Annotated in this window: 21 protein-coding genes; 5 read left to right on the top strand and 16 right to left on the bottom strand. The window is 71.5% G+C overall.

The features are described 5' to 3' along the window. Positions 1-8 precede the first annotated feature (8 nt). A complete protein-coding gene (locus BLQ67_RS12835) occupies positions 9-404 on the top strand; it encodes a DoxX family protein (RefSeq protein ID WP_092505644.1) in 396 nt (131 codons plus the stop codon). 47 nt (positions 405-451) lie between these two features. Here the strand turns inward: BLQ67_RS12835 and BLQ67_RS12830 are convergent, their stop codons facing one another. The 12 genes from BLQ67_RS12830 to BLQ67_RS12775 form a co-directional block, all read right to left on the bottom strand. Further along, on the bottom strand, positions 452-1,723 hold the full coding sequence (locus BLQ67_RS12830; protein WP_092505642.1) for a malic enzyme-like NAD(P)-binding protein: 1,272 nt from the start codon (positions 1,721-1,723) through the stop codon (positions 452-454). A 138-nt stretch (positions 1,724-1,861) separates the two neighbouring features. Continuing rightward, positions 1,862-2,161: a cold-shock protein gene (locus BLQ67_RS12825; RefSeq protein ID WP_092505640.1), complete on the bottom strand. Its 300-nt coding sequence runs from the start codon at positions 2,159-2,161 to the stop codon at positions 1,862-1,864. Positions 2,162-2,169: 8 nt separating this feature from the next. Continuing rightward, on the bottom strand, positions 2,170-2,652 hold the full coding sequence (locus BLQ67_RS12820; protein ID WP_092505638.1) for a hypothetical protein: 483 nt from the start codon (positions 2,650-2,652) through the stop codon (positions 2,170-2,172). Continuing rightward, positions 2,649-3,065: a hypothetical protein gene (locus BLQ67_RS12815; protein WP_092505636.1), complete on the bottom strand. Its 417-nt coding sequence runs from the start codon at positions 3,063-3,065 to the stop codon at positions 2,649-2,651. Before BLQ67_RS12815 ends, BLQ67_RS12820 begins: the two co-directional genes overlap by 4 nt. A gap of 32 nt (positions 3,066-3,097) precedes the next feature. After that, the gene (locus tag BLQ67_RS12810) at positions 3,098-4,099 is read right to left on the bottom strand and encodes a DUF2332 domain-containing protein (RefSeq protein WP_092505634.1); all 1,002 of its coding nucleotides are present in this window, start codon (positions 4,097-4,099) and stop codon (positions 3,098-3,100) included. A 72-nt stretch (positions 4,100-4,171) separates the two neighbouring features. Beyond that, on the bottom strand, positions 4,172-5,197 hold the full coding sequence (locus BLQ67_RS12805) for a sugar phosphate isomerase/epimerase family protein (RefSeq protein ID WP_172802332.1): 1,026 nt from the start codon (positions 5,195-5,197) through the stop codon (positions 4,172-4,174). Further along, positions 5,194-6,294: a Gfo/Idh/MocA family protein gene (locus BLQ67_RS12800; RefSeq protein WP_269457084.1), complete on the bottom strand. Its 1,101-nt coding sequence runs from the start codon at positions 6,292-6,294 to the stop codon at positions 5,194-5,196. Before BLQ67_RS12800 ends, BLQ67_RS12805 begins: the two co-directional genes overlap by 4 nt. Continuing rightward, positions 6,291-7,421, bottom strand: coding sequence for a Gfo/Idh/MocA family protein (locus BLQ67_RS12795; RefSeq protein WP_331711972.1), 1,131 nt, complete (start codon positions 7,419-7,421; stop codon positions 6,291-6,293). The genes BLQ67_RS12800 and BLQ67_RS12795 overlap by 4 nt, the downstream gene beginning before the upstream one ends. A gap of 17 nt (positions 7,422-7,438) precedes the next feature. After that, complete coding sequence (locus BLQ67_RS12790) at positions 7,439-8,278, bottom strand: carbohydrate ABC transporter permease (RefSeq protein WP_092505632.1); 840 nt, start codon at positions 8,276-8,278, stop codon at positions 7,439-7,441. Further along, positions 8,271-9,263, bottom strand: a complete 993-nt coding sequence (locus BLQ67_RS12785; RefSeq protein WP_092505630.1) for a carbohydrate ABC transporter permease — start codon at positions 9,261-9,263, stop codon at positions 8,271-8,273. The genes BLQ67_RS12790 and BLQ67_RS12785 overlap by 8 nt, the downstream gene beginning before the upstream one ends. A gap of 56 nt (positions 9,264-9,319) precedes the next feature. Then, positions 9,320-10,624, bottom strand: a complete 1,305-nt coding sequence (locus tag BLQ67_RS12780; RefSeq protein WP_172802331.1) for an extracellular solute-binding protein — start codon at positions 10,622-10,624, stop codon at positions 9,320-9,322. 98 nt (positions 10,625-10,722) lie between these two features. After that, positions 10,723-11,481 carry a sugar phosphate isomerase/epimerase family protein gene (locus BLQ67_RS12775; protein ID WP_092505626.1) on the bottom strand — a complete coding sequence of 253 codons (759 nt, stop codon included), beginning with the start codon at positions 11,479-11,481 and terminating at the stop codon, positions 10,723-10,725. A 158-nt stretch (positions 11,482-11,639) separates the two neighbouring features. On the opposite strand from BLQ67_RS12775, the gene BLQ67_RS12770 reads away from it, so the two are divergent. Then, complete coding sequence (locus BLQ67_RS12770; RefSeq protein ID WP_092505624.1) at positions 11,640-12,818, top strand: ROK family protein; 1,179 nt, start codon at positions 11,640-11,642, stop codon at positions 12,816-12,818. A 103-nt stretch (positions 12,819-12,921) separates the two neighbouring features. On the opposite strand, the gene ilvC is transcribed toward BLQ67_RS12770, so the two are convergent. Genes ilvC through ilvD form a run of 4 tightly spaced genes read right to left on the bottom strand, consistent with a single transcriptional unit; the run spans position 12,922 to position 18,027 of the window. Then, the gene (gene ilvC / locus BLQ67_RS12765; protein WP_092505622.1) at positions 12,922-13,947 is read right to left on the bottom strand and encodes a ketol-acid reductoisomerase; all 1,026 of its coding nucleotides are present in this window, start codon (positions 13,945-13,947) and stop codon (positions 12,922-12,924) included. Positions 13,948-14,006: 59 nt separating this feature from the next. After that, complete coding sequence (gene ilvN, locus BLQ67_RS12760) at positions 14,007-14,516, bottom strand: acetolactate synthase small subunit (RefSeq protein ID WP_092505620.1); 510 nt, start codon at positions 14,514-14,516, stop codon at positions 14,007-14,009. Beyond that, positions 14,516-16,303, bottom strand: coding sequence for an acetolactate synthase large subunit (locus tag BLQ67_RS12755; RefSeq protein ID WP_092505618.1), 1,788 nt, complete (start codon positions 16,301-16,303; stop codon positions 14,516-14,518). The genes ilvN and BLQ67_RS12755 overlap by 1 nt, the downstream gene beginning before the upstream one ends. Before the next feature lie 32 nt (positions 16,304-16,335). Further along, on the bottom strand, positions 16,336-18,027 hold the full coding sequence (gene ilvD, locus BLQ67_RS12750; RefSeq protein WP_092505616.1) for a dihydroxy-acid dehydratase: 1,692 nt from the start codon (positions 18,025-18,027) through the stop codon (positions 16,336-16,338). Positions 18,028-18,122: 95 nt separating this feature from the next. On the opposite strand from ilvD, the gene BLQ67_RS12745 reads away from it, so the two are divergent. The 3 genes from BLQ67_RS12745 to BLQ67_RS12735 all read left to right on the top strand — a co-directional run bounded on the left by BLQ67_RS12745 (position 18,123) and on the right by BLQ67_RS12735 (position 20,078). Beyond that, the gene (locus BLQ67_RS12745; protein ID WP_231945049.1) at positions 18,123-18,914 is read left to right on the top strand and encodes a sugar phosphate isomerase/epimerase family protein; all 792 of its coding nucleotides are present in this window, start codon (positions 18,123-18,125) and stop codon (positions 18,912-18,914) included. A gap of 62 nt (positions 18,915-18,976) precedes the next feature. Further along, positions 18,977-19,186, top strand: a complete 210-nt coding sequence (locus tag BLQ67_RS12740) for a hypothetical protein (RefSeq protein WP_092505612.1) — start codon at positions 18,977-18,979, stop codon at positions 19,184-19,186. Between the two features lie 19 nt (positions 19,187-19,205). After that, complete coding sequence (locus tag BLQ67_RS12735; protein WP_092505610.1) at positions 19,206-20,078, top strand: carbohydrate kinase family protein; 873 nt, start codon at positions 19,206-19,208, stop codon at positions 20,076-20,078. The last annotated feature ends 12 nt before the right edge of the window (positions 20,079-20,090 follow it).

Raw genomic sequence — 20,090 nt, 5'->3', positions numbered from 1 at the left:
TGGAGGCGATGGATGCCTTCGAAGTCGTGCAGTGGGTGCTGCGGATCGTGCTCGCCGTCGTCTTCGTCGCCATGGGCGCGCTGCACTTCGTGCCGAAGGTCGCTCGCGGCATGGGCGCGATGATCCCGCCGGGCATCAAGGGCACCGGCATCCGCTCGGCGCGCTCGCTCGTCATCATCTCGGGCATCGCCGAGATCCTCGGCGGCATCGGCCTGCTCGCGCCGTGGATGCCCGTGCGCTTCGCCGCCGGCATCGGCCTCATCGCCCTGCTCATCGCGGTCTTCCCGGCCAACGCCTACGCCGCGCGTCACCCCGACCGCTTCGGCCCGATGGCCGTGCCGCTCGTGCCGCGCGCGATCGGGCAGGTCGTGCTCGCGGCGCTCGTGCTGGTCGCCGCCATCTGATGCGGGCGCGGGCCTTCGTGCCGCGCTGACCCGGTGGCGCCCCGCCGTCAGTGGTAGACGATGTCCTCCAACGACGTCAGCGGGTAGTGGCTCGGATACGGACGCCTGGCCACGCCCGAGTCGACCGCAGCCCGTGCGACCGCGGCCGACACGACGCCCAGCAGGCGCGGGTCGAGCGGCTTGGGGATGATGCAGTCGGGGCCGAACGCGAGCTCGACGCCGCCGTACGCGGCGCGCACCTCGGCGGGCACGGGCTCCTTCGCGAGCGCCGCGATCGCATGCACGGCCGCGAGCTTCATCTCCTCGTTCACGCGGGCGGCGCGCACGTCGAGGGCGCCGCGGAAGATGAACGGGAAGCCGAGCACGTTGTTGACCTGGTTGGGGTGATCGCTGCGCCCCGTCGCCATGATCACGTCGGCACGCGTCGCGTGCGCGAGGCTCGGGTCGATCTCGGGGTCGGGGTTCGCGAGCCCGAACACGATCGGGGCCGGCGCCATGGAGCGCAGCAGCTCGGGCGTGAGGATGCCGGGGCCCGAGACGCCGATGGAGACGTCGGCACCGGCGAGCGCATCCGCGAGCGTGCGCTCGGGGCCCGCATGCGCGAACTCGGCCTTGTACGCGTTGAGATCGGTGCGATCCGCGTGCACGACGCCGCGGGAGTCGACGAGCAGCAGGTTCTGGGCGCGCACGCCGAGCGCCGTGAGCAGGCGCAGCGTCGAGATGCCGGCGGCCCCGGCGCCGACGCAGACGACGCGAGCGTCGGCGATCGCACGGTCCGTCAGCTCGAGCGCGTTCAGCAGCGCCGCGGCAGCGATGATCGCCGTGCCGTGCTGGTCGTCGTGGAACACGGGGATGTCGCAGCGCTCGCTGAGGATGCGCTCGATCTCGAAGCACGCGGGGGCGGCGATGTCCTCGAGGTTGATGCCACCGAACGTCGGCGCGATGCTCGCGACCGTCTCGATGAACGCGTCCTGATCGCGCGCGTCGACCTCGATGTCGAAGACGTCGATGCCCGCGAACCTGCGGAACAGCACGCCCTTGCCCTCCATGACGGGCTTGCTCGCGAGCGGACCGAGATCGCCGAGGCCGAGGATGGCGGTGCCGTCGGTGATCACGCCGACGAGGTTGCCCTTGCCGGTGTACCGGTATGCGTTCTCGGGATCCTTCGCGATCTCGCGCACGGGCGCCGCGACGCCGGGGCTGTAGGCGAGTGCGAGGTCGCGGGCGTCCTCGGTCGGCTTCGTCAGCTCGACGCTGATCTTCCCCGGCCTGGGGTGCTGGTGATAGGCCAGTGCGGCCTCGTGCAGATCCATCGTCATCGGTGTTCGCCTCTCCACCGAGCAGTCGATCAGGCGGGTCGACCTCGCGGCGTCACGGCGTCGGCGAAAGAATCGCCCATCCTTCGGCTCGTTCAGGAAACGGCCAACGCGCGATTCGCGCGCCACCGGACGGCGGCCCTACTCCGGGTCGTCGACGATCGTCAGGCTGGATCGGTAGGCCTCGCTCGGCGGCGTCGGCCTCGTCGCATTCGGGTCGTAGCCCGTCATCGGCACGACGCGCTCTGCCTGATGCTCGCCCTGCTGCAGTCCGGGCTCGCACCAGACGCGCACCTGCTCGCCGACCTCCAGCGCACCGAGGACACGGCCTTCGATCGCCGAGAAGTGCACCCAGACCGCATCGCCGGATTCGACCACGACGCGTCCCCATCGCTCGTCCGCGTGCCACTCCTGCACGGTGGCGAGGGCATCGGCGATCACGGGCCCGCCTAGTGCGAGAAGGCGGCGATCGCCGCCTGCCGCGCGAGCTCCTCGCAGAGCAGGCTCAGCTGCGCGCTCACGCCGAAGCCGAGCAGCAGGATGCCCGCGCGGGCCGCGAGCCGGCGGCCGCGCGCGACGGCGGAGGCTGCGGCGAACGCCACGGCCGGCGCGGCCACGTTGGCGACGAGGATCGCCCACGGCACGGCATCGGTGATGCCGGCGGCCGCGTACACCTCGGGCAACCCGATGAGGTTCGAGACCGCCGCGTACAGCTGGTAGCCGAACAGCACGACGAAGACCGCCATCACGATCACGACGTCGCTGCGACGCTCGACGCGCTCGGTCGACTCGTCGTCCTCCGCCTGCTCGTCCGCGGCATCCCTCGGCTCGTCGACCTCGTCGACATCCGTCTCGACGTCGTCGGCGACGGGCGTCTCGGGCTCCACGACCTCGGCCCCCTCGGGCTCGTTCGTCTCGGCGCGGTCGGTCATGCGAGCACCCCCACGAGCAGCGGCCACGGTGCCGTCACGACGACGCCGGCGATCCACCACGGCACGGGCTGCGTCGACAGGCGGCGCGCGGCGAGCCACCAGCCGATGGGCGCGAGCACGGCGAGCAGCTCGCCGAGCTGGTACATCGCGAGACCGAGGATCGTCTGCTGCTGCGCGGGGTTCTCGAGCATCACGACGACCCAGCCGACCGCCGCGGCGATGGCGATGAGCAGGAAGAGCAGGCCGGCGACGGCCCGGATGCGCTGGGCGGGGTCGGCGGCGATCGCGACGGCCGCAGGAGCTGCGCTCGCCGCTGCGGCGGTGGTTGCGGGCGCCTCCGGCTCGTTCGTCACGAGCGTCTCGTCGTCGGCGTCACCGTCCCAGCTGAGGGCATCGCGATCGTCGTCGGGCACCCGGGAACCCTACCGCTCGGCGCTATGCCCGCTCACCGCTCGAGCAGGCGCACCCATCCGCCGTGCGCGTCGGCGAGCGCGAACGGCTGCTCGTCGACCGCGATGCAGAAGTCGGCGGCACCCGGGCCCGCGTCGAGGGCGTCGAGCCGTACACGGACCTCGGGCAGCACGCCGAGGCCCTCGTTCGAGATCCACGTCGCATCGCTGCCGCGCATCGTCTCGGCGAACGCCGCGCGGCCCTCGGCGGCGACGTAGGCGAGCACGGCGGTGTGGAACACGACGGTCGTCGCCGCACGGTCGCGCGCCTCGTCGACGAGCGCCATCGTGCCGTCGAGCAGGTCGCCGTCGCGCACCGTCGGGCCGTGCGCGCGCGCGATCGCCACGGCCGCGTGCAGGCGGTCGAGCCGCTCGGCGTTGGGCTCGCCGTCGCCGATCGGCCAGATGAGCGTCTCGAGCCAGCGCACGTCGTCGTCGCTCGCCGCCGAGAGCGGGTGGATGTCGAGGCCGGCCGACCAAGCGATGTCGGGCATGCGCGGCACGGCTCCGTCGAGGCGCGCCTCGAGCCGTGGCGCGGCCGGGTCGCCGAGCACACGCTCCCCCGCCGCGGTCTCGTAGGCGTACGACCAGCGGCCGGGCTGCAGGCAGAGCCCCATGGATGCACCGACCTCGACGATGGCGAGCGGCTGCGGCTGCGACGCGAACGCCGGCAGCAGCGTCGCGAGGCGCCGTGCCTCGTTCGTCTGCGTGCGGCGGGTGCGCACGCACGCCTCGATCGCATCCCACCGCTCGTGCACGACCGCCTGCGCCCACGTCCACGGCAGCAGCGGGTCGACGCCCGCGAAGCGCATGGCCGACAGCACGAGGTTCGGCTGCTGCTCGATGCGGGTCAGCGGTGCGAGCCTCGCGAGCAGGTCCTCGTCGCCCGCGAGCCCACGCGCCCAGTCGGCGTACCGCGGGCTGCGCAGGTCGCCCTCGACCTCGGCGAACCACAGCCACCGCGTCGCGATGACCGCCTCGGCAGTCTCGTCCTCCACGCCCCAACGTAGTTGAGGGTTTCGGCCCGATGCGAGGTCGCATCGGGCCGAAACCCTCAACTGTGCAGAGCCCTACTGGTTCGAGAACGCCGCGTCGAAGGATGCCGTGGGCAGCTTCCAGAGCAGCTCGCGGATGCGCGTCACGGCCTCCGCCGCGCCGTGCAGGCGGTCCATGCCGGCGTCCTCCCACTCGATCGAGATGGGGCCGTCGTAGCCGATCGCCGAGAGGGCGCGGAAGGCGTCCTCCCAGTGCATGTCGCCGTGGCCCGTCGACACGAAGTCCCAGCCGCGGCGCGGGTCGCCCCACGGCAGGTGCGAGCCGAGGATGCCCGCGCGGCCGTTGGCGGGGCGCAGGCGCGTGTCCTTGCAGTCGACGTGGAAGATGCGGTCCTGGAAGTCCCAGATGAACGCGACCGGGTCGACGCCCTGCCACAGCATGTGCGACGGATCCCAGTTGAACCCGAACGCCTTCCTGCGGTCGATGGCCTCGAGCGTGCGCACGCTCGTCCAGTAGTCGTACGCGATCTCGCTCGGGTGCACCTCGTGCGCGAACCGCACGCCCTCGCCGTCGAACACGTCGAGGATGGGGTTCCAGCGCTTCGCGAAGTCCTCGTAGCCGGCGTCGATGCGGTCGGCGGGCACGGGCGGGAACATCGCGACGTACTGCCAGATCGACGAGCCGGTGAAGCCCACGACGGTGTCGACGCCCAGCTTGCGCGCGACGCGCGCCGAGCGCTGCATGTCCTCCGCGGCGCGCTGGCGCACGCCCTCCGCATCCCCGTCGCCCCAGACGTAGTCGCGCAGGATCGCCTGGTGACGGAAGTCGATCGGGTCGTCGCACACCGCCTGGCCCGCGAGGTGGTTCGAGATCGCGAAGACCTGCAGGCCGTGCCGGTCGAGGATGTCGAGGCGCGACTGCACGTACGCGTCGTCCTCGTCGGCGCGCGCGAGGTCGAGGTGGTCGCCGGATGCGGCGATCTCGAGCCCGTCGTAGCCCCACTCGGCGGCGAGGCGAGCGACCTCCTCGAACGGCAGGTCGGCCCACTGCCCCGTGAACAGGGTCACGGGGTGTCGTGCCTGGAAGGATCCGTCGGTCATGCGGCCACGCTCCGTCGCGCTCGTGCGGTCGTGTCGATCCACTCGCCGGAGGCCGCCGACCGCAGCACCGCGTCCGTGAGCACGGCGGCGCGGACGCCGTCGTGGAAGGTGGGGAGCCCGTCGGGCGCCGCGCCTGCGATGGCAGCGTACGCGTCGGCGACGAACGCGTCGAACGCATCCTGGTAGCCCATGGGGTGGCCGCCGGGCACGCGCGACAGGCGCGCGGCGTCGGGCGAGAGCGACTCGGGATCGCGCTGCAGCAGCCGCGACCCTGCCCGCTCGCCGATCCACAGCTCGTCGGGCCGCTCCTGCTCGAAGCGGTAGCTCGCGTCGGCCGCGTGCCACTCGATCGTGAGGGCGTTCTTGCGTCCGGGCGCCATCTGCGTCACGAGCGCGGTGCCCACGGCGCCGCCCGAGAGGCGGAAGAGCACGGCCGCGATGTCCTCGTTCGCGACCGACGCGTCGCCGCGCTGGTCGAAGACCGTGCGCGTCGTCGCCGAGAGCGACACGATGCGCTGACCCGCGACGAACTCGACGAGGTCGAGCAGGTGCGAGCCGATGTCGGCGAACGCCCGCGACGGGCCGCCGAGCTCGGCGCCCGCGCGCCAGTTCTCGTCGTCGGGCAGCAGCATCCAGTCCTGCAGGTAGGCGGCGTCGACCGACAGCAGCGCCTCGCCCGAGGCCGCGAGGCGCGCTCGCGCCTCGCGCACCATCGGGTGGTAGCGGTACACGAACGGCACGGCGCCCACGAGGCCGGCCTCGTCGAGCGCGTCCACGAGCGCCTGCGCCTCGTCGACCGACGTCGCGAGCGGCTTCTCGCACACGACGTGGCGGCCGGCCGCGATGGCCTGCGCCGCGTACGACGCGTGCGTCGTGTTCGGCGTGCACACGTGCACGACGTCGACGTCGGCGGCCACGAGGGATGCGGCATCCGGCAGCGCCTGCGCGACGCCCAGCGCGGCGGCCGCGTCGGCGGCACGAGCCGCCGACGACGACGCGATCGCGACGAGCTCCGCGCGGGCCGAGCGGGCGGCGTGCGCGTGCACGCGCGCCATGAACCCGCCGCCGAGGATGCCGACTCTCGGCGCGCTGCTCACGCTCGCACCGCCTCGTGCGCAGCCGTCGGGTCGAAGTCGGTCTCGACGGGCACCATGGCCTCGACCGACGAGTCGAGCGCGACGGGCTGGCCCGTGCGGATCGACTCGTCGATCGCGATCATCGCCTCGAGCACGTGCAGCGCGAGCTCGCCCGACGCGCGGTGCGGCCGGCCCTCGCGGATGGCGCGCACCATGTCGACGATGCCGATGCCCCGGCCGCCGACGGCGCCCTCGACCTCGACGGGCTCCCATGCGGAGTCGGCGCGGAAGTCCTCGCCGACGCGCGTGACCTCGAGGTCGCCCTCGAACATGTTGGGGTCGGGGATGCGCAGCGTGCCCTCGGAGCCCGAGATCTCGACGATGCCCGCGCGACGGTAGGCGGTGTCCCACGAGAACGTCGACTGGGCGACGCCGCGCTCGAGCTCGATGTTGACGTGCACGTGCGTGGGCACGTCGACGGGGAACGACTCCCCCGCTCGGTCGCCGACCTTGATCGTGCGGGTCGTCTGCGGCGTGCGGCCGACCGCCGAGACGCGACGGATGGCGCCGAGAGCGCTCACGAGCGTCGTCAGGTAGTACGGCCCCATGTCGAACACGGGCCCCGCGCCGGGCGCGAAGAGGAACTCCGGGTTCGGGTGGAACAGGTCGGGGCCCGCGTACTGCATGACGGTCGTCGCACCGATCGGCGTGCCGATGACGCCGCGCTCGATCGCCCGCAGGCCGCTCTGCACGCCCTGGCCCAGCACGGTGTCGGGCGCGATGCCCACGCGCAGGCCGAGCTCGTCGGCGCGCGCGAGCAGCCCGCGGGCCGACGCGATGTCGACGCCGATGGGCTTCTCGCTCCACACGTGCTTGCCGGCCTCGAGCGCCTGCAGCGACACCTCGACGTGCGCCGCCGGGATCGTGAGGTTCACGATCAGCTGCACGTCGGGGTGCGCGAGCACCTCGGCGGGCGTGCCCGCGAAGGGCACGCCGTGCTTGTCGGCCTGCGCCCTCGCGCGGTCGACGTCGAGGTCGCCGAGGATGACGACGCGCACGTCGGGGTACTGCGCGAGGTTCGTGAGGTACTGCTCGCTGATCATGCCCGCACCGATGAAGCCGATGCCGACGGGGGTCTGCAGCGCCACGCTGCCTCCTTCTGCGGTCACTTGACGGCTCCTGCCGAGAGTCCGGCGACGAGGTGCCGCTGGACGAGCAGGAAGCCGACGAGGATGGGGATCGAGACGACGATCGACGCCGCCATGAGCTGGTTCCAGAGCACGTCGGACTCCGACGAGTACGCCTGGAGGCCGATGGGCAGGGTGCGGGTCGCGTTGCTCGAGAGCACCGCGGCGAACAGCACCTCGCCCCACGCCGTGATGAACGAGTACACCGCGACCGCGACGATGCCGGGCCGTGCGACGGGCAGGATGACGCGGAACAGGGCGCCGAGCCTGCCGGTGCCGTCGATCATCGCCGCCTCCTCGAGCGCCTGCGGGATCGCCCGCATGTAGCCCGTGAGCATCCAGATCGAGAACGGCAGCGTGAACGTCATGTAGGTGACGATCATGCCGAGCAGGCTGCCGGTGAGCTGCAGCCCGATCGTGCGCTGGATCTGCGTGAAGATCAGGAACAGCGGCAGCAGGAACAGGATGCCGGGGAACATCTGCGTCGACAGGATCACGAGGCTGAAGGGCCGCTTGGCGCGGAAGGACAGCCTCGCGAGGGCGTACGACGCGAGGATCGACACGATCACCGAGAACGCCGTGGCGACGACGGTGACGACGAGCGAGTTCGTGAAGTAGCGCGCGAGAGGCACGGTCGACCACATGTCGATGAACGGCTGGATCGTCCACGTCGTCGGGAACCACACGAACGTGCCCGAGACGTCGGAGAGCGGCTTGAACGCCGTCGTCACGATGACCCACAGCGGCACGAGCACGAAGATCGACAGCAGCGTGAGCGTGATCGCCCGCGCGATCTTGAATCCGCGAGTCTCAATCATCGAGCTCGCCTCCCTTCGGCAGCACGAGTCGGATGTAGAACACCGACACGACGAGCAGCGCGAGCAGCAGCAGGAAGCTCATGGCACCGCCGGCGCCGAAGTCCCACAGCAGGAACGAGTTCTGGTAGATCAGCGGCGAGATGAGCAGGGCCTGGCCGGGCGACTGCGGCCCGAACAGCACGTACGGGATGTTGAACTGGTTGAAGAGCCACAGGCCGAGGATGAGCACGAGGGCTGCGTTGGCGTGGCGGATCATCGGCAGCGTGATCGTCCAGAACTGCTTCCAGTTCGAGGCGCCGTCGAGCGACGCGGCCTCGTAGACCTCGGTCGGCACGTTCTGCAGCGCCGCGAGCAGCATGAGGAACGCGAACGGCCACATCGACCAGATCGAGACGACGACGAGCGAGATGAACGAGTTGTCGCCGATGAGCCAGTACGGCCGGTCGTTCGTGAGGCCGAGCACGTCGACGATCACCTGGTTCACGACGCCGTCCTGCTGGTTGAGCATGAAGCCCCAGGCGAGGGTGCCGACGTACGTGGGGATGGCGTAGGGCACGAGGAAGAGCGTGCGCAGCAGGCCGCGGCCCTTGAAGCTCGACGTGAGGAACACGGCGGCGGCCATGGCGAGCACCCACGAGACGCCGAGCGTCAGCACGACGTAGAACGCGGTGCGGCCGACGGAGCCGAGGAACTCGGAGCCGATGGCGCTCGTGGGGTCGAGGCCGCGGATGAAGTTGTCGAGGCCGATGAACGGCGCCTGCAGCCAGTTGCGCAGGGAGCGCTGGTCGAGCTCGATGAAGGCGATCCACACGCCCAGGACCATCGGGATGATGTGGATGAGCAGCTCGAGCAGCACGGCGGGGAGGATCAGCAGGTACGCGAGCCTGCGGTCCTTGCGCTGCTGGGTGCCGCGGCGCGGCAGCTGCGACTTCGCGGGTGCCGGGGAGGGCGCCGCGGTGTCGGGGCGGGTGGCGGTGGTGGTCATGGTGCGGACCTCCCGGTCGGGGCCGGCGCTCGCGCGCCGGCCCCGGCGGGGTGGTGTCAGCGGACCTGCCCGTTGGCGGCGGCCAGGCGGCCGGCGACGTCGGCGTCGCCGCCGGTCGCGTACGCCTGGAACGACTCGCGCACGGCGTTGCCGACGGCTGCCTCGATCTCGCCGATGTTGCCGACGAGCGGGAACGGGGCGGAGGCGTTGGCCTGTGCGTCGCGGCGCACCTCGAGGGTCGTGTCGCCCGAGTCGGCGAGCAGCGGCTCGTCGTACGCGTCGGTGACGACGGGCAGGAGGCCGAAGGCGGAGGCGAGCTCGGCCTGCTCCTCGACGCTCGTCATGTGCTCGACGAACTGGAACGCCTGCTCCTGGTTGGGCGAGTCGACGAGCACCGTGATGTTCGTGCCGGCGATCATCGACTCCACGTCCTCGCCGTCCGACAGCACGGGCGTGGGTGCGATGGCCCAGTCGGCGAAGTCGCGCGACGTGAACTGCTCGATGGGGTTCTGCTGCAGGATCATCGCAGCGTCGCCGTTGATGAACTGGTCGACGGCGTCGGCGCCGAGGTCGATCTCGGCGTTCGACGGTGCCATGATCTGCGAGTCGGTCATGAGTCCGACGTAGGCCTCGACGGCCTCGACCTGCTCGTCGCTGTCGAGCGTCGACTCGCCCTCGTCATCGACGAAGTCGCCGCCGAACTGCTGGCCGAGGATGAAGGCCATGTGCGCGTTCTGCTGCACGTTCGCCGCGGCGCCCGAGTAGCCCCACTGGTCGATCGCGCCGTCGCCGTCGGTGTCGACGGTGAGCTGCTGGCCGACCTCGACGAACTCCTCCCACGTCGCGGGCGGCTCGGTGATGCCGGCCGCGGCGAAGAGGGTGGGGTTGTAGTACAGCGAGTACACGTTCGAGAGGAACGGCACGGCATCCTGCGTCTCGCCGGGCACCTGCGCGGCCTCGTAGACGGCGGGCACGAAGCGGTCGGAGCCGCCGAGCCAGTCGAGCGACTCGCCCTCGATCGTCGAGAGCGCCCCCGTGTCGTGCAGCGAGCCCGTCCACGTCGTGCCGATGTTCAGCACGTCGGGACCCGTGCCCGAGGAGACGGCGGTGAGGATGCGGTTGTAGAGGTCGGCCCACGGGATGACCTCGAACTCGACCTCGATGCCGGTCTCGTCGGTGAAGCGGTCGATCGCCGCCTGGTACGCCGCCTCGGAGTCGCCGATCGTGGCGGTCTGCTGGGTGGCCCACCAGGTGATCGAGCCGCCCTCGGCGCCGGCGTCGCCGCCTGCCGAGCAGCCGCTCGCGGCGAGTACGACGGCTGCGGCGGCTGCTGCCCCCGCGATGGTCTTCATGCGCGTCATCGGAACTCCTTCGTCCTGTGGTGCGTGCATCCCTCCCGGCGACGCAGCCGGGCGGGCGGGTGTCGGCGAGCCGACGATGTGGTGATGGGTCTGTCTGGTCAGCGCGCGGTGGTGAGCGTGCGGATGCCGGCGAGGCTGGTGGCTGCGCCGTCGTAGATGTCGCCGCGGAACTCGTCGAACTCGACGACGAGGAGGCGTGCCGTGGGGGCTGCGTCGAGGATCGACGTCCACTCGATGGCGCCCTCGCCCACGGGCAGCTGGTCGTGGCGGTCCTGCGAGAGGGCGCCGTCGACGAGCGGCGCGTCCTTGAGGTGCAGCGCGACGACGCGGCTGCCGAGGGCCGTGAGCAGGGCGGGCACGTCGGCGCCGCCGACGGCGGCCCAGTACGCGTCGACCTCGAGCACGACCTCGGGGTCGAGCGCGTCGGCGAGCACCTCGAGGGCCGTCGTGTCACCGAGGGCCGCGGCCTCCCACGCGTGGTTGTGGTAGCCGAGGGCGAGGCCGTGCTCGCGCGCGCCGGCTGCCGACGAGTTGAGGTGGTCGGCGATGCGCAGCACGTCGTCGCGCGTCGTCCAGAGCGCGGGGTCGGTGTACGGGTCGATGATCGTCTCGACGCCGAGCGAAGCCGCCGTGGCGAAGATCGCCGACTGGTCCTCGCCCAGCAGGCGGGCGTGGGCCGTGGTCGCCGTGAGGCCGTTGGCGGGCAGCTCGGTGCGCAGCTCCTCGGCCCACCCCATGAGGTTGTAGAGCTCGATGCGGTCGAAGCCCGCGGATGCGGCGTGCGCGAGCGACGGGGCGAGCCCGTCGCTCTCGATGCGCTCGCGGATCGAGTACAGCTGCAGTGCGATGTCGCTCATCGGCTCGGGTCTCCTCATCGAGATTGCTCCGGGTTCGGGATGAACGTAGCACCACTTCTGCTGCTCACCAAGCAAAAGTCGAACATGAAGCGGACTCAAGTCGCGTGCAGTAGCGTGGAAGCCCGTCGCATCCCTGCGACGCCAGGCGAGGAGGCCGGATGTCGCTGGCGATCCCCCCGCATCCGACGAGCGCGGGCGTGCTGCTGCAGCACTTCCTCGACGGCCGCGCCCGCACGCGTGCCGAGCTCGTCGAGGCCACGGGCCTCGGCCGCGCGACGGTCGCGGCGCGCATCGACGCCCTCGCCGCCGCCGGCCTGCTGCGCGCCGCCGGCGCCACGACGTCCACGGGCGGACGTCCGCCGTCGATGCTCGCGTTCGACCCCTCCGGCGGCACGATCGTGGCGTTCGACTTCGGCGCCCGGCACGCGAACATCGCCATCACCGACCTCTCGGCGACGGCCGTCGCCTCCGTGTCGCTCGCGCTCGACATCGCCGACGGCCCCGTCGCGGCGCTCGACGCCGCCTGCTCGCACGCGCGCACGCTGCTCGAGACCGCCGGCCGCGACGCGAGCCACGTGGTCGGCGTCGGCATCGGCGTGCCCGGCCCCGTCGAGCACGCCACCGGCCGACCCGTGAACCCGCCGATCATGCCCGGCTGGGATCGCTTCGACATCCCCGCGCACGTGCAGCGCGCGTTCCCCGTGCCCGTGCTCGTCGACAACGACGTGAACATCCTCGCCCTCGGCGAGCATGCCGCGAGCGGCGGCCGCCACGACGACCTGGTGTACGTGAAGGTCGCGACGGGCATCGGCGCCGGCATCATCGCGGGCGGCGTGCTGCAGCGCGGCGCCGACGGCGCTGCGGGCGACCTCGGGCACATCCGCGTGCCCTACAGCCCGTCGCCGCTGCGCACGCCCGAGGACGAGCGCGACCTCGAGGCGATCGCGAGCGGCACGGCCATCGCCGAGGCGCTCGTCGCGCGCGGCATCGCGGCGACGTCGAGCGACCACGTCGTGGCGCTGCTGCGCGCCGGGGATGCGGATGCGCTCGACATCACGCGCGAGGCCGGCCGCGTGCTCGGCGAGGCGCTCGCGCTCGTCGTGAGCCTGCACAACCCCGCGGTCATCGTGCTGGGCGGCTCGATCGCCCGCGCGGGCGAGCAGCTGCTCGCGGGCGTGCGCGAGGTCGTCTACCGGCGCTCGATCCCGCTGGCGACGCAGCACCTGTCGATCGTGCAGTCGCAGGGCGGCGCCCTCGCGGGTGCCCGAGGCGCGGCGATCCTCGTGCGCCAGCACGTGCTCTCCCCCGCCCTCGTCGACGCCCACCTCGCCCGCTGACCGCGCGCGCCCCGCCGCGCACACAGATATGAGGTTTTCGGCCCTTTCTGATGTCAGAAAGGGCCGAAAACCTCAGATCGTTGCTCTCAGGTGAGCGCGAGCGTCAGCGAGCCGCCGAGCCGTCGGTGTAGTCGGCGTCCGGCTGCTCCCACGCGAAGAGCGAGCGCAGCTGCTTGCCGGTCGCCTCGATGGGGTGGCCGGCCTGCTTCTCGCGCAGCGCGTTGAACTCGGGAGCACCGGCGTCCTGGTCGTCGATGAAGCGCTTCGCGAACGCGCCCGACTGGATGTCGGCGAGCACGGCCTGCATGTTCGTCTTCACGTCGGGGCTGATGACGCGGGGGCCCGAGACGTAGTCGCCGTACTCGGCCGTGTCGGAGATCGACCAGCGCTGCTTGGCGATGCCGCCCTCCCACATGAGGTCGACGATGAGCTTCAGCTCGTGGAGCACCTCGAAGTAGGCGATCTCGGGCTGGTAGCCGGCCTCGATGAGCGTCTCGAAGCCGTACTGCACGAGCTGCGAGGTGCCACCGCAGAGCACGGCCTGCTCGCCGAACAGGTCGGTCTCGGTCTCCTCGGTGAACGTCGTCTTGATGCCGCCGGCGCGCAGGCCGCCGATCGCCTTGGCGTACGACCATGCGAGGTCCCACGCGGTGCCGGTCGCGTCGACCTCGACGGCCACGATCACGGGCACGCCACGGCCGGCCTCGTACTCGCGACGCACGGTGTGACCCGGACCCTTGGGGGCGACGAGCACGACGTCGACGCCCTCGGGCGCCTGGATGTAGTCGAAGCGGATGTTGAAGCCGTGGCTGAAGAGCAGCGTCTTGCCCTCGGTCAGCACGGGGGCGATGTCGTCGGCGTAGATGCCGCGCTGGTGCTGGTCGGGCGCGAGGATGACGATGACGTCGGCCCACTCGGCGACCTCGCGGTTCGTGCCGACGGTGAAGCCGGCCTCGGTCGCCTTGGGACGCGACTTCGAGTCCTCCTTGAGGCCGATGCGCACGTCGACGCCCGAGTCGCGCAGGTTCTGCGCGTGGGCGTGGCCCTGCGAGCCGTAGCCGATGACGGCGACCTTCTTGCCCTGGATGAGGCCCAGGTCGGCCTTGTCGTCGTAGATGACCTCGGTCATGGGGGATCGCTCCTTGATGTGTTCTGGTTCTGGATGGTCTGGATGGATGCGGGCGGCGCTCAGGCGCGCAGCACGCGCTCCGAGATGGACTTGCCGCCGCGGCCGATGGCGAGGAGGCCCGACTGGGCGATCTCCTTGATGCCGTACGGCTCGAGCAGGCGCAGCAGCGCCTGGCACTTCGCGGAGTCGCCGGTGACCTCGATCACGAGCGCATCTGTCGTCACGTCGACGACGCGGGCGCGGAAGAGGTTCGTGGCCTCGAGGATCTGCGAGCGGGTCGAGTGGTCGACCTTCACCTTGATGAGCATGTGCTCGCGCTGCACCGAGCCCGCGGGCTCGAGCTCGACGATCTTCACGACGTTGATGAGCTTGTTCAGCTGCTTCGTGACCTGCTCGAGCGGCAGCTCGTCGACGTCCACGACGACCGTGATGCGCGAGAGCCCCGGGATCTCGGTCTTGCCGACCGCGAGCGAGTCGATGTTGAAGCCGCGTCGGGCGAAGAGCCCGGCGACGCGCGTCAGCAGTCCGGGCTTGTCCTCCACGAGGAGGGAGAGCACGTGGGTCGTCATCACTCGTCACCCCACTCCGGGCTGTGGTCCTTGGCGTACTGCACGAACGAGTTCGAGACGCCCTGCGGCACCATCGGCCACACCATCGCATCCTTCGACACGATGAAGTCGATGACGACGGGTCGGTCGTTCGTCTCGAGCGCGAGTCGGATCGCGTCGTCGATCTGGTCCTCCCTCGTGACGCGGATGGCGAGGCAGCCGTACGCCTCCCCCAGCTTCACGAAGTCGGGGATCATGCGGGCGTCGTCGCCGGTCTCGAGGTCGGTGAACGCGTAGCGACCCTCGTAGAAGAGGTTCTGCCACTGGCGCACCATGCCGAGCGACGAGTTGTTGATGATGGCGACCTTGATGGGGATGTCGTTGAGCGCGCACGTGGCGAGCTCCTGGTTCGTCATCTGGAAGCAGCCGTCGCCGTCGATCGCCCACACGTGGCGCTGCGGCTCGGCGACCTTCGCCCCCATGGCGGCGGGCACGGCGTAGCCCATCGTGCCGGCGCCGCCGGAGTTGAGCCACGCGTTGGGGCGCTCGTACTTGATGAACTGCGCCGCCCACATCTGGTGCTGGCCGACGCCGGCCGCGTAGATGCCCTCGGGGCCCGTGAGCTCGCCGATGCGCTGGATGACCTGCTGCGGCGCGAGCTTGCCGTCGGTCGTCGGCGCGAAGCCGAGCGGGAACTCCGCCTGCAGGCCGTGCAGCCGCTCCCACCAGTCGGTGAGGTCGGGGCGGCCATCCGAGACGGCGTCCTGGAACGCGACCGACAGGTCGGAGGCCACGTCGCGCACGTCGCCCACGATCGGCACGTCGGCCGTGCGGATCTTCGAGATCTCCGCGGGGTCGACGTCGACGTGGATGACCTTGGCGCCGGGGGCGAACTCGGATGCCTTGCCCGTGACGCGGTCGTCGAACCGCGCGCCGAGGGCGAGGATGAGGTCGGACTCCTGCAGCGCGAGCACCGCGGGCACCGTGCCGTGCATGCCGGGCATGCCGAGGTGCTGCGGGTGCGAGTCGGGGAAGGCGCCGCGCGCCATGAGCGTCGTCACGACGGGCGCGCCGATCGCCTCGGCGAGCTCGCGCACCTCCTGCGACGCCTGGGCGCGGATGACGCCGCCGCCGACGTAGAGCACGGGGCGGTCGGCCTGCGCGAGCAGCGCGGCCGCAGCCTGGATCTGCTTGCCGTGCGCCTTCGTGACGGGGCGGTAGCCGGGCAGATCGACGCGGTCGGGCCACACGAACGGCGCCGACTGCTGCTGCGCATCCTTCGTCACGTCGACGAGCACGGGGCCGGGCCGGCCCGTGGAGGCGATGTGGAAGGCCGCTTGCAGCACGCTCGGCACGTCGGCGGCGTCGGTCACGAGGAACGAGTGCTTCGTGATGGGCATCGTGATGCCCGTGATGTCGGCCTCCTGGAAGGCGTCGGTGCCCATGAGGTGGCTGAACACCTGCCCCGTGATGGCGACGAACGGCACGGAGTCCATGTAGGCGTCGGCGATCGCGGTCACGAGGTTCGTGGCACCGGGGCCGCTCGTCGCGATGGCGACGCCGACCTTGTTCGACGACGAGGCGTAGCCCTCGGCGGCGTGGCCGGCGCCCTGCTCGTGGCGCACGAGCACGTGGCGCACGGCCGACTGCTGCATGAGCTCGTCGTAGAAGGGGATGATGGCGCCGCCGGGCAGCCCGAAGACGTCGGTGACGCCGAGCAGCTCGAGCGAGCGGAGGATTGCCCCCGAGCCGGTGAGGACCTCAGGTCCCTGCACCCTCGGTGGGGTCGGACGTGGCGCGATGGTCATGGCGATCTCCCTGGGCGACGCGGATGCGAGCGTCAGCCCGTGACGGCCCCCTGTGCGGCGGAGCGCACGAGACGGGCGTACTTTGCGAGGACTCCCCGCGTGTAGCGCGGCGGAAGCGGCTCCCAGCCTTCCTGGCGGGATGCGAGCTCTGCAGGATCGACCAGTAGGTCGATGCGCTGAGCCGGGATGTCGACGCGAATGGTGTCGCCATCGCGAACGAAGGCGATGGGACCGGAGTCCACGGCCTCGGGCGCGATGTGTCCGATGCACAGGCCGGTTGTGCCGCCTGAGAATCGTCCGTCCGTCAACAGTAGTACATCCTTGCCGAGCCCTGCGCCCTTGATGGCGGCGGTGATGGCGAGCATCTCGCGCATGCCGGGTCCGCCCTTGGGGCCCTCGTAGCGGATGACCACCACGTCGCCCTTCTCGATCTCGCCGTTCGTGAGCGCATCCATGGCGGCGCGCTCGCGCTGGAACACGCGGGCGGGGCCCTCGAAGATCTCGGCGTCGAAGCCGGCCGTCTTCACGACGGCGCCCTCGGGGGCGAGCGAGCCGTGCAGCACCGTGAGGCCGCCGGTCGCGTGGATGGGGTCGTCGATCGCGCGCACGACGGTGCCGTCGAGCGGGGCCGGCGCGAGCTCGGCGAGGTTCTCGGCGACGGTCTTGCCCGTGACCGTGAGGGCGTCGCCGTGCAGCAGGCCGGCCTCGAGCAGCGCGGCCATGACGACGGGCATGCCGCCGACGCGGTCGAAGTCCTGCGCGACGAAGCGGCCGAACGGCTTGACGTCGGCGAGGTGCGGCGAACGTGCGCCGATCTCGCGGAAGTCCTCGAGGGTCAGCTCGACGCCGGCCTCGTGCGCGATCGCGAGCAGGTGCAGCACGGCGTTGGTCGAGCCGCCGAGCACCATGGCGACGGTGACGGCGTTCTCGAACGCCTTGCGCGTGAGGATGTCGCGGGCCGTGATGCCCTTGCGCAGCAGCTCGACGACGGCCTCGCCCGAGCGGTGCGCGTACATGTCGCGGCGGCGGTCGGCCGACAGCGGCGTCGACGAGCCGGGCAGGCTCATGCCGAGCGCCTCGGCGACGCACGCCATGGTGTTGGCGGTGTACATGCCGCCGCAGGCGCCCTCGCCCGGGGCGAACCCGCACTCGATGCGCTTGAGGTCCTCCTCGCTCATGGTGCCGGCCTTGCACGCGCCGACCGCCTCGAACGAGTCGATGATCGTGAGCTCCTTCTCGGTGCCGTCCGAGAGCTTCACCCAGCCCGGCGCGATCGAGCCGGCGTAGACGAAGACGGAGGCGAGGTCGAGGCGGGCTGCGGCCATGAGCATGCCGGGCAGCGACTTGTCGCAGCCGGCGAGCAGCACGGTGCCGTCGAGACGCTCGGCCATGACGACGGTCTCGACGGAGTCGGCGATGACCTCACGGCTCACGAGCGAGAAGTGCATGCCCTCGTGGCCCATCGAGATGCCGTCGGAGACGGAGATGGTGCCGAACTGCAGCGGGTAGCCGCCGCCGGCGTGCACGCCCTCGCGGGAGCCCTGCGCGAGCCGGTCGAGGGAGAGGTTGCACGGCGTGATGTCGTTCCACGACGAGGCGATGCCGATCTGCGGCTTCTCCCAGTCGTCGTCGCCCATGCCGACGGCGCGAAGCATGCCTCGGCTCGTCGTCGCCTCGATGCCGTCCGTGACCGCGCGCGAACGCGGCTTGATGTCGATCGCCATGCGCCTGAGTCTATGAGCGTCGCGAACCCTCCATGGCATCCGCGCGTCCCACCCCCGCAACGTGCGCGACGCGCGATGGCGCTAGCGTGGCGCGAGTGATCCCCGTCGGACTCAGCACCATCAGCGTCTTCCCTCGACCGCTCGAGGACGGCTTCCGCCTGTCCGCCGAGTGCGGCTACGACGGCGTCGAGGTGATGGTGACGACGGATGCGCGCACGCGCGACGCCGATCGCCTCACGGTGCTCGCGAAGGCGTACGACCAGCCGATCCTCGCGATCCACGCGCCCACGCTGCTGCTCACGTCGTTCGTGTGGGGCAACGACCACTTCGTGAAGCTCGAGCGCTCCGCGCAGCTCGCGGTCGACACGGGCGCCGAGACGGTCGTCGTGCATCCGCCGTTCCGCTGGCAGGGCAAGTACGCCGCGACGTTCGAGGAGTCGGTGCGCCGCACCGAGGACAAGTACGACGTCGCGATCGCCGTCGAGAACATGTTCCCGTGGCGCACGGGCGGCAAGGACCGCAAGGCGTACCTGCCGGGCATCGACCCGAGCCTCATGGACGTGCGGCACGCGACGCTCGACTTCTCGCACTGCGCGCTCGCCGGTCGGAACTCGCTCGAGCTCGCGAACGACCTCGGCTCGCGCCTGCGCCACCTGCACCTCACCGACGGCATCGGCGGCAAGTCGAACCGCACCTCCGACGAGCACCTCGTGCCCGGCCGCGGCAACGAGCCCGTCGCCGAGGTGCTGCAGATGCTCGCCGCGACCGACTTCGGCGGCCAGATCATCGCCGAGATCAAGACGCGCAACGTGCGCACCGAGAAGGATCGCCGCGCGCTCATCCAGGAGACGATCGACTTCGCCAGGAAGCACCTGGGCCAGGCCTAGTCGCCGCTCGGCCGTCGCGCGACCCCTGTGGGTGCGCAGGCTTCGCCGGGTAGCGTGGGCTCGTGCGCAAGTTCATCCTGAACCCCGGGTTCATCGCCGCCGTCGCGAGCGGCATCGGCGTCGTGAAGATGACGCGCGAGGGGCCGCGCGACTGGCGGCTCGGCCTGCTGTGGGCGTCGTGGGGCATCGGCGTGGCCCTCGCGGTCGGCGCCGTGATCGACGACGACAAGCGCGTGCGGGCCGAGGAGCTCGACCGCTCGCTGGGCCTGTAGGGCTCTGGCAGTGACTCGCATGGCCGTCGTCGGCGACGCGCTCGTCGACGTGGTCGACGGCCGCAGCGTGCCCGGCGGCGCGGCGCTCAACGTCGCCGTCGGCCTCGCGCGCCTCGGCGCCGACGTCGACCTCGTCGCGATGGTCGCCGACGACGAGCCCGGCCGCCTGCTCGTGGCGCACGCCGCATCCCACGGGGTGCGGCTCGCGCCCACGCCCGCGCCGCTCGGCACCGCGACCGCCACCGCGACGCGCGACGGCGACACCATGCGCTACGTCTTCAACGAGGCCGGCGTGCGCCGGCACGTCGACGTGACGCCTCTGCTGCCCCTGCTCGACGCAGCCGACCTAGTCGTCGTGTCGTGCATGGCCCTCGACGACGCGAGCCAGGCGGAGCCGCTGCTGCGCATCGCCGAGCCTGAGCGCCGCCTCGTCGTCGACCCCAACCCGCGCCCCGGCTACCTGCCGACGCCCGAGCACGTCGTGCGCTTCCGCGAGGCCGTCGAGCGCATCGGCGCCCGGTCGCGGGTCGTGAAGGTGGGCGACGAGGATGCCGAGCTCGTGTGGGGCACCGAGCCGCACGCCGTCGCCTCGCGCCTCCTGTCGCTCGGCGCCGCCGCCGTGCTCGTGACCGAGGGGCCTGACGGCGCCACGGCGCACGCGCGCACCGCGAGCATCCACGCCCCCATCCACGCGATGGACGCGCCGATCGTCGACACGATCGGCGCGGGCGACGCGACGATCGCCGCCGTCGCGGCAGCCCTCGCGGAGGCCGAGATCACCGGCACCGACGTGGGCGAGGACTGGTGGCGCGAGGTGCTCGACGACGCCATGGCGATCGCGGCGGCGACGTGCCGCGTCGAGGGCGGCCTGCTGCAGCTGCCCGCCCGCTGACGCGGCGCTGCG

Source organism: Agrococcus jejuensis (assembly GCF_900099705.1).
In the GTDB taxonomy this organism is placed as follows: domain Bacteria; phylum Actinomycetota; class Actinomycetes; order Actinomycetales; family Microbacteriaceae; genus Agrococcus; species Agrococcus jejuensis.
This window is presented reverse-complemented; position numbering and strand designations above follow the sequence as displayed.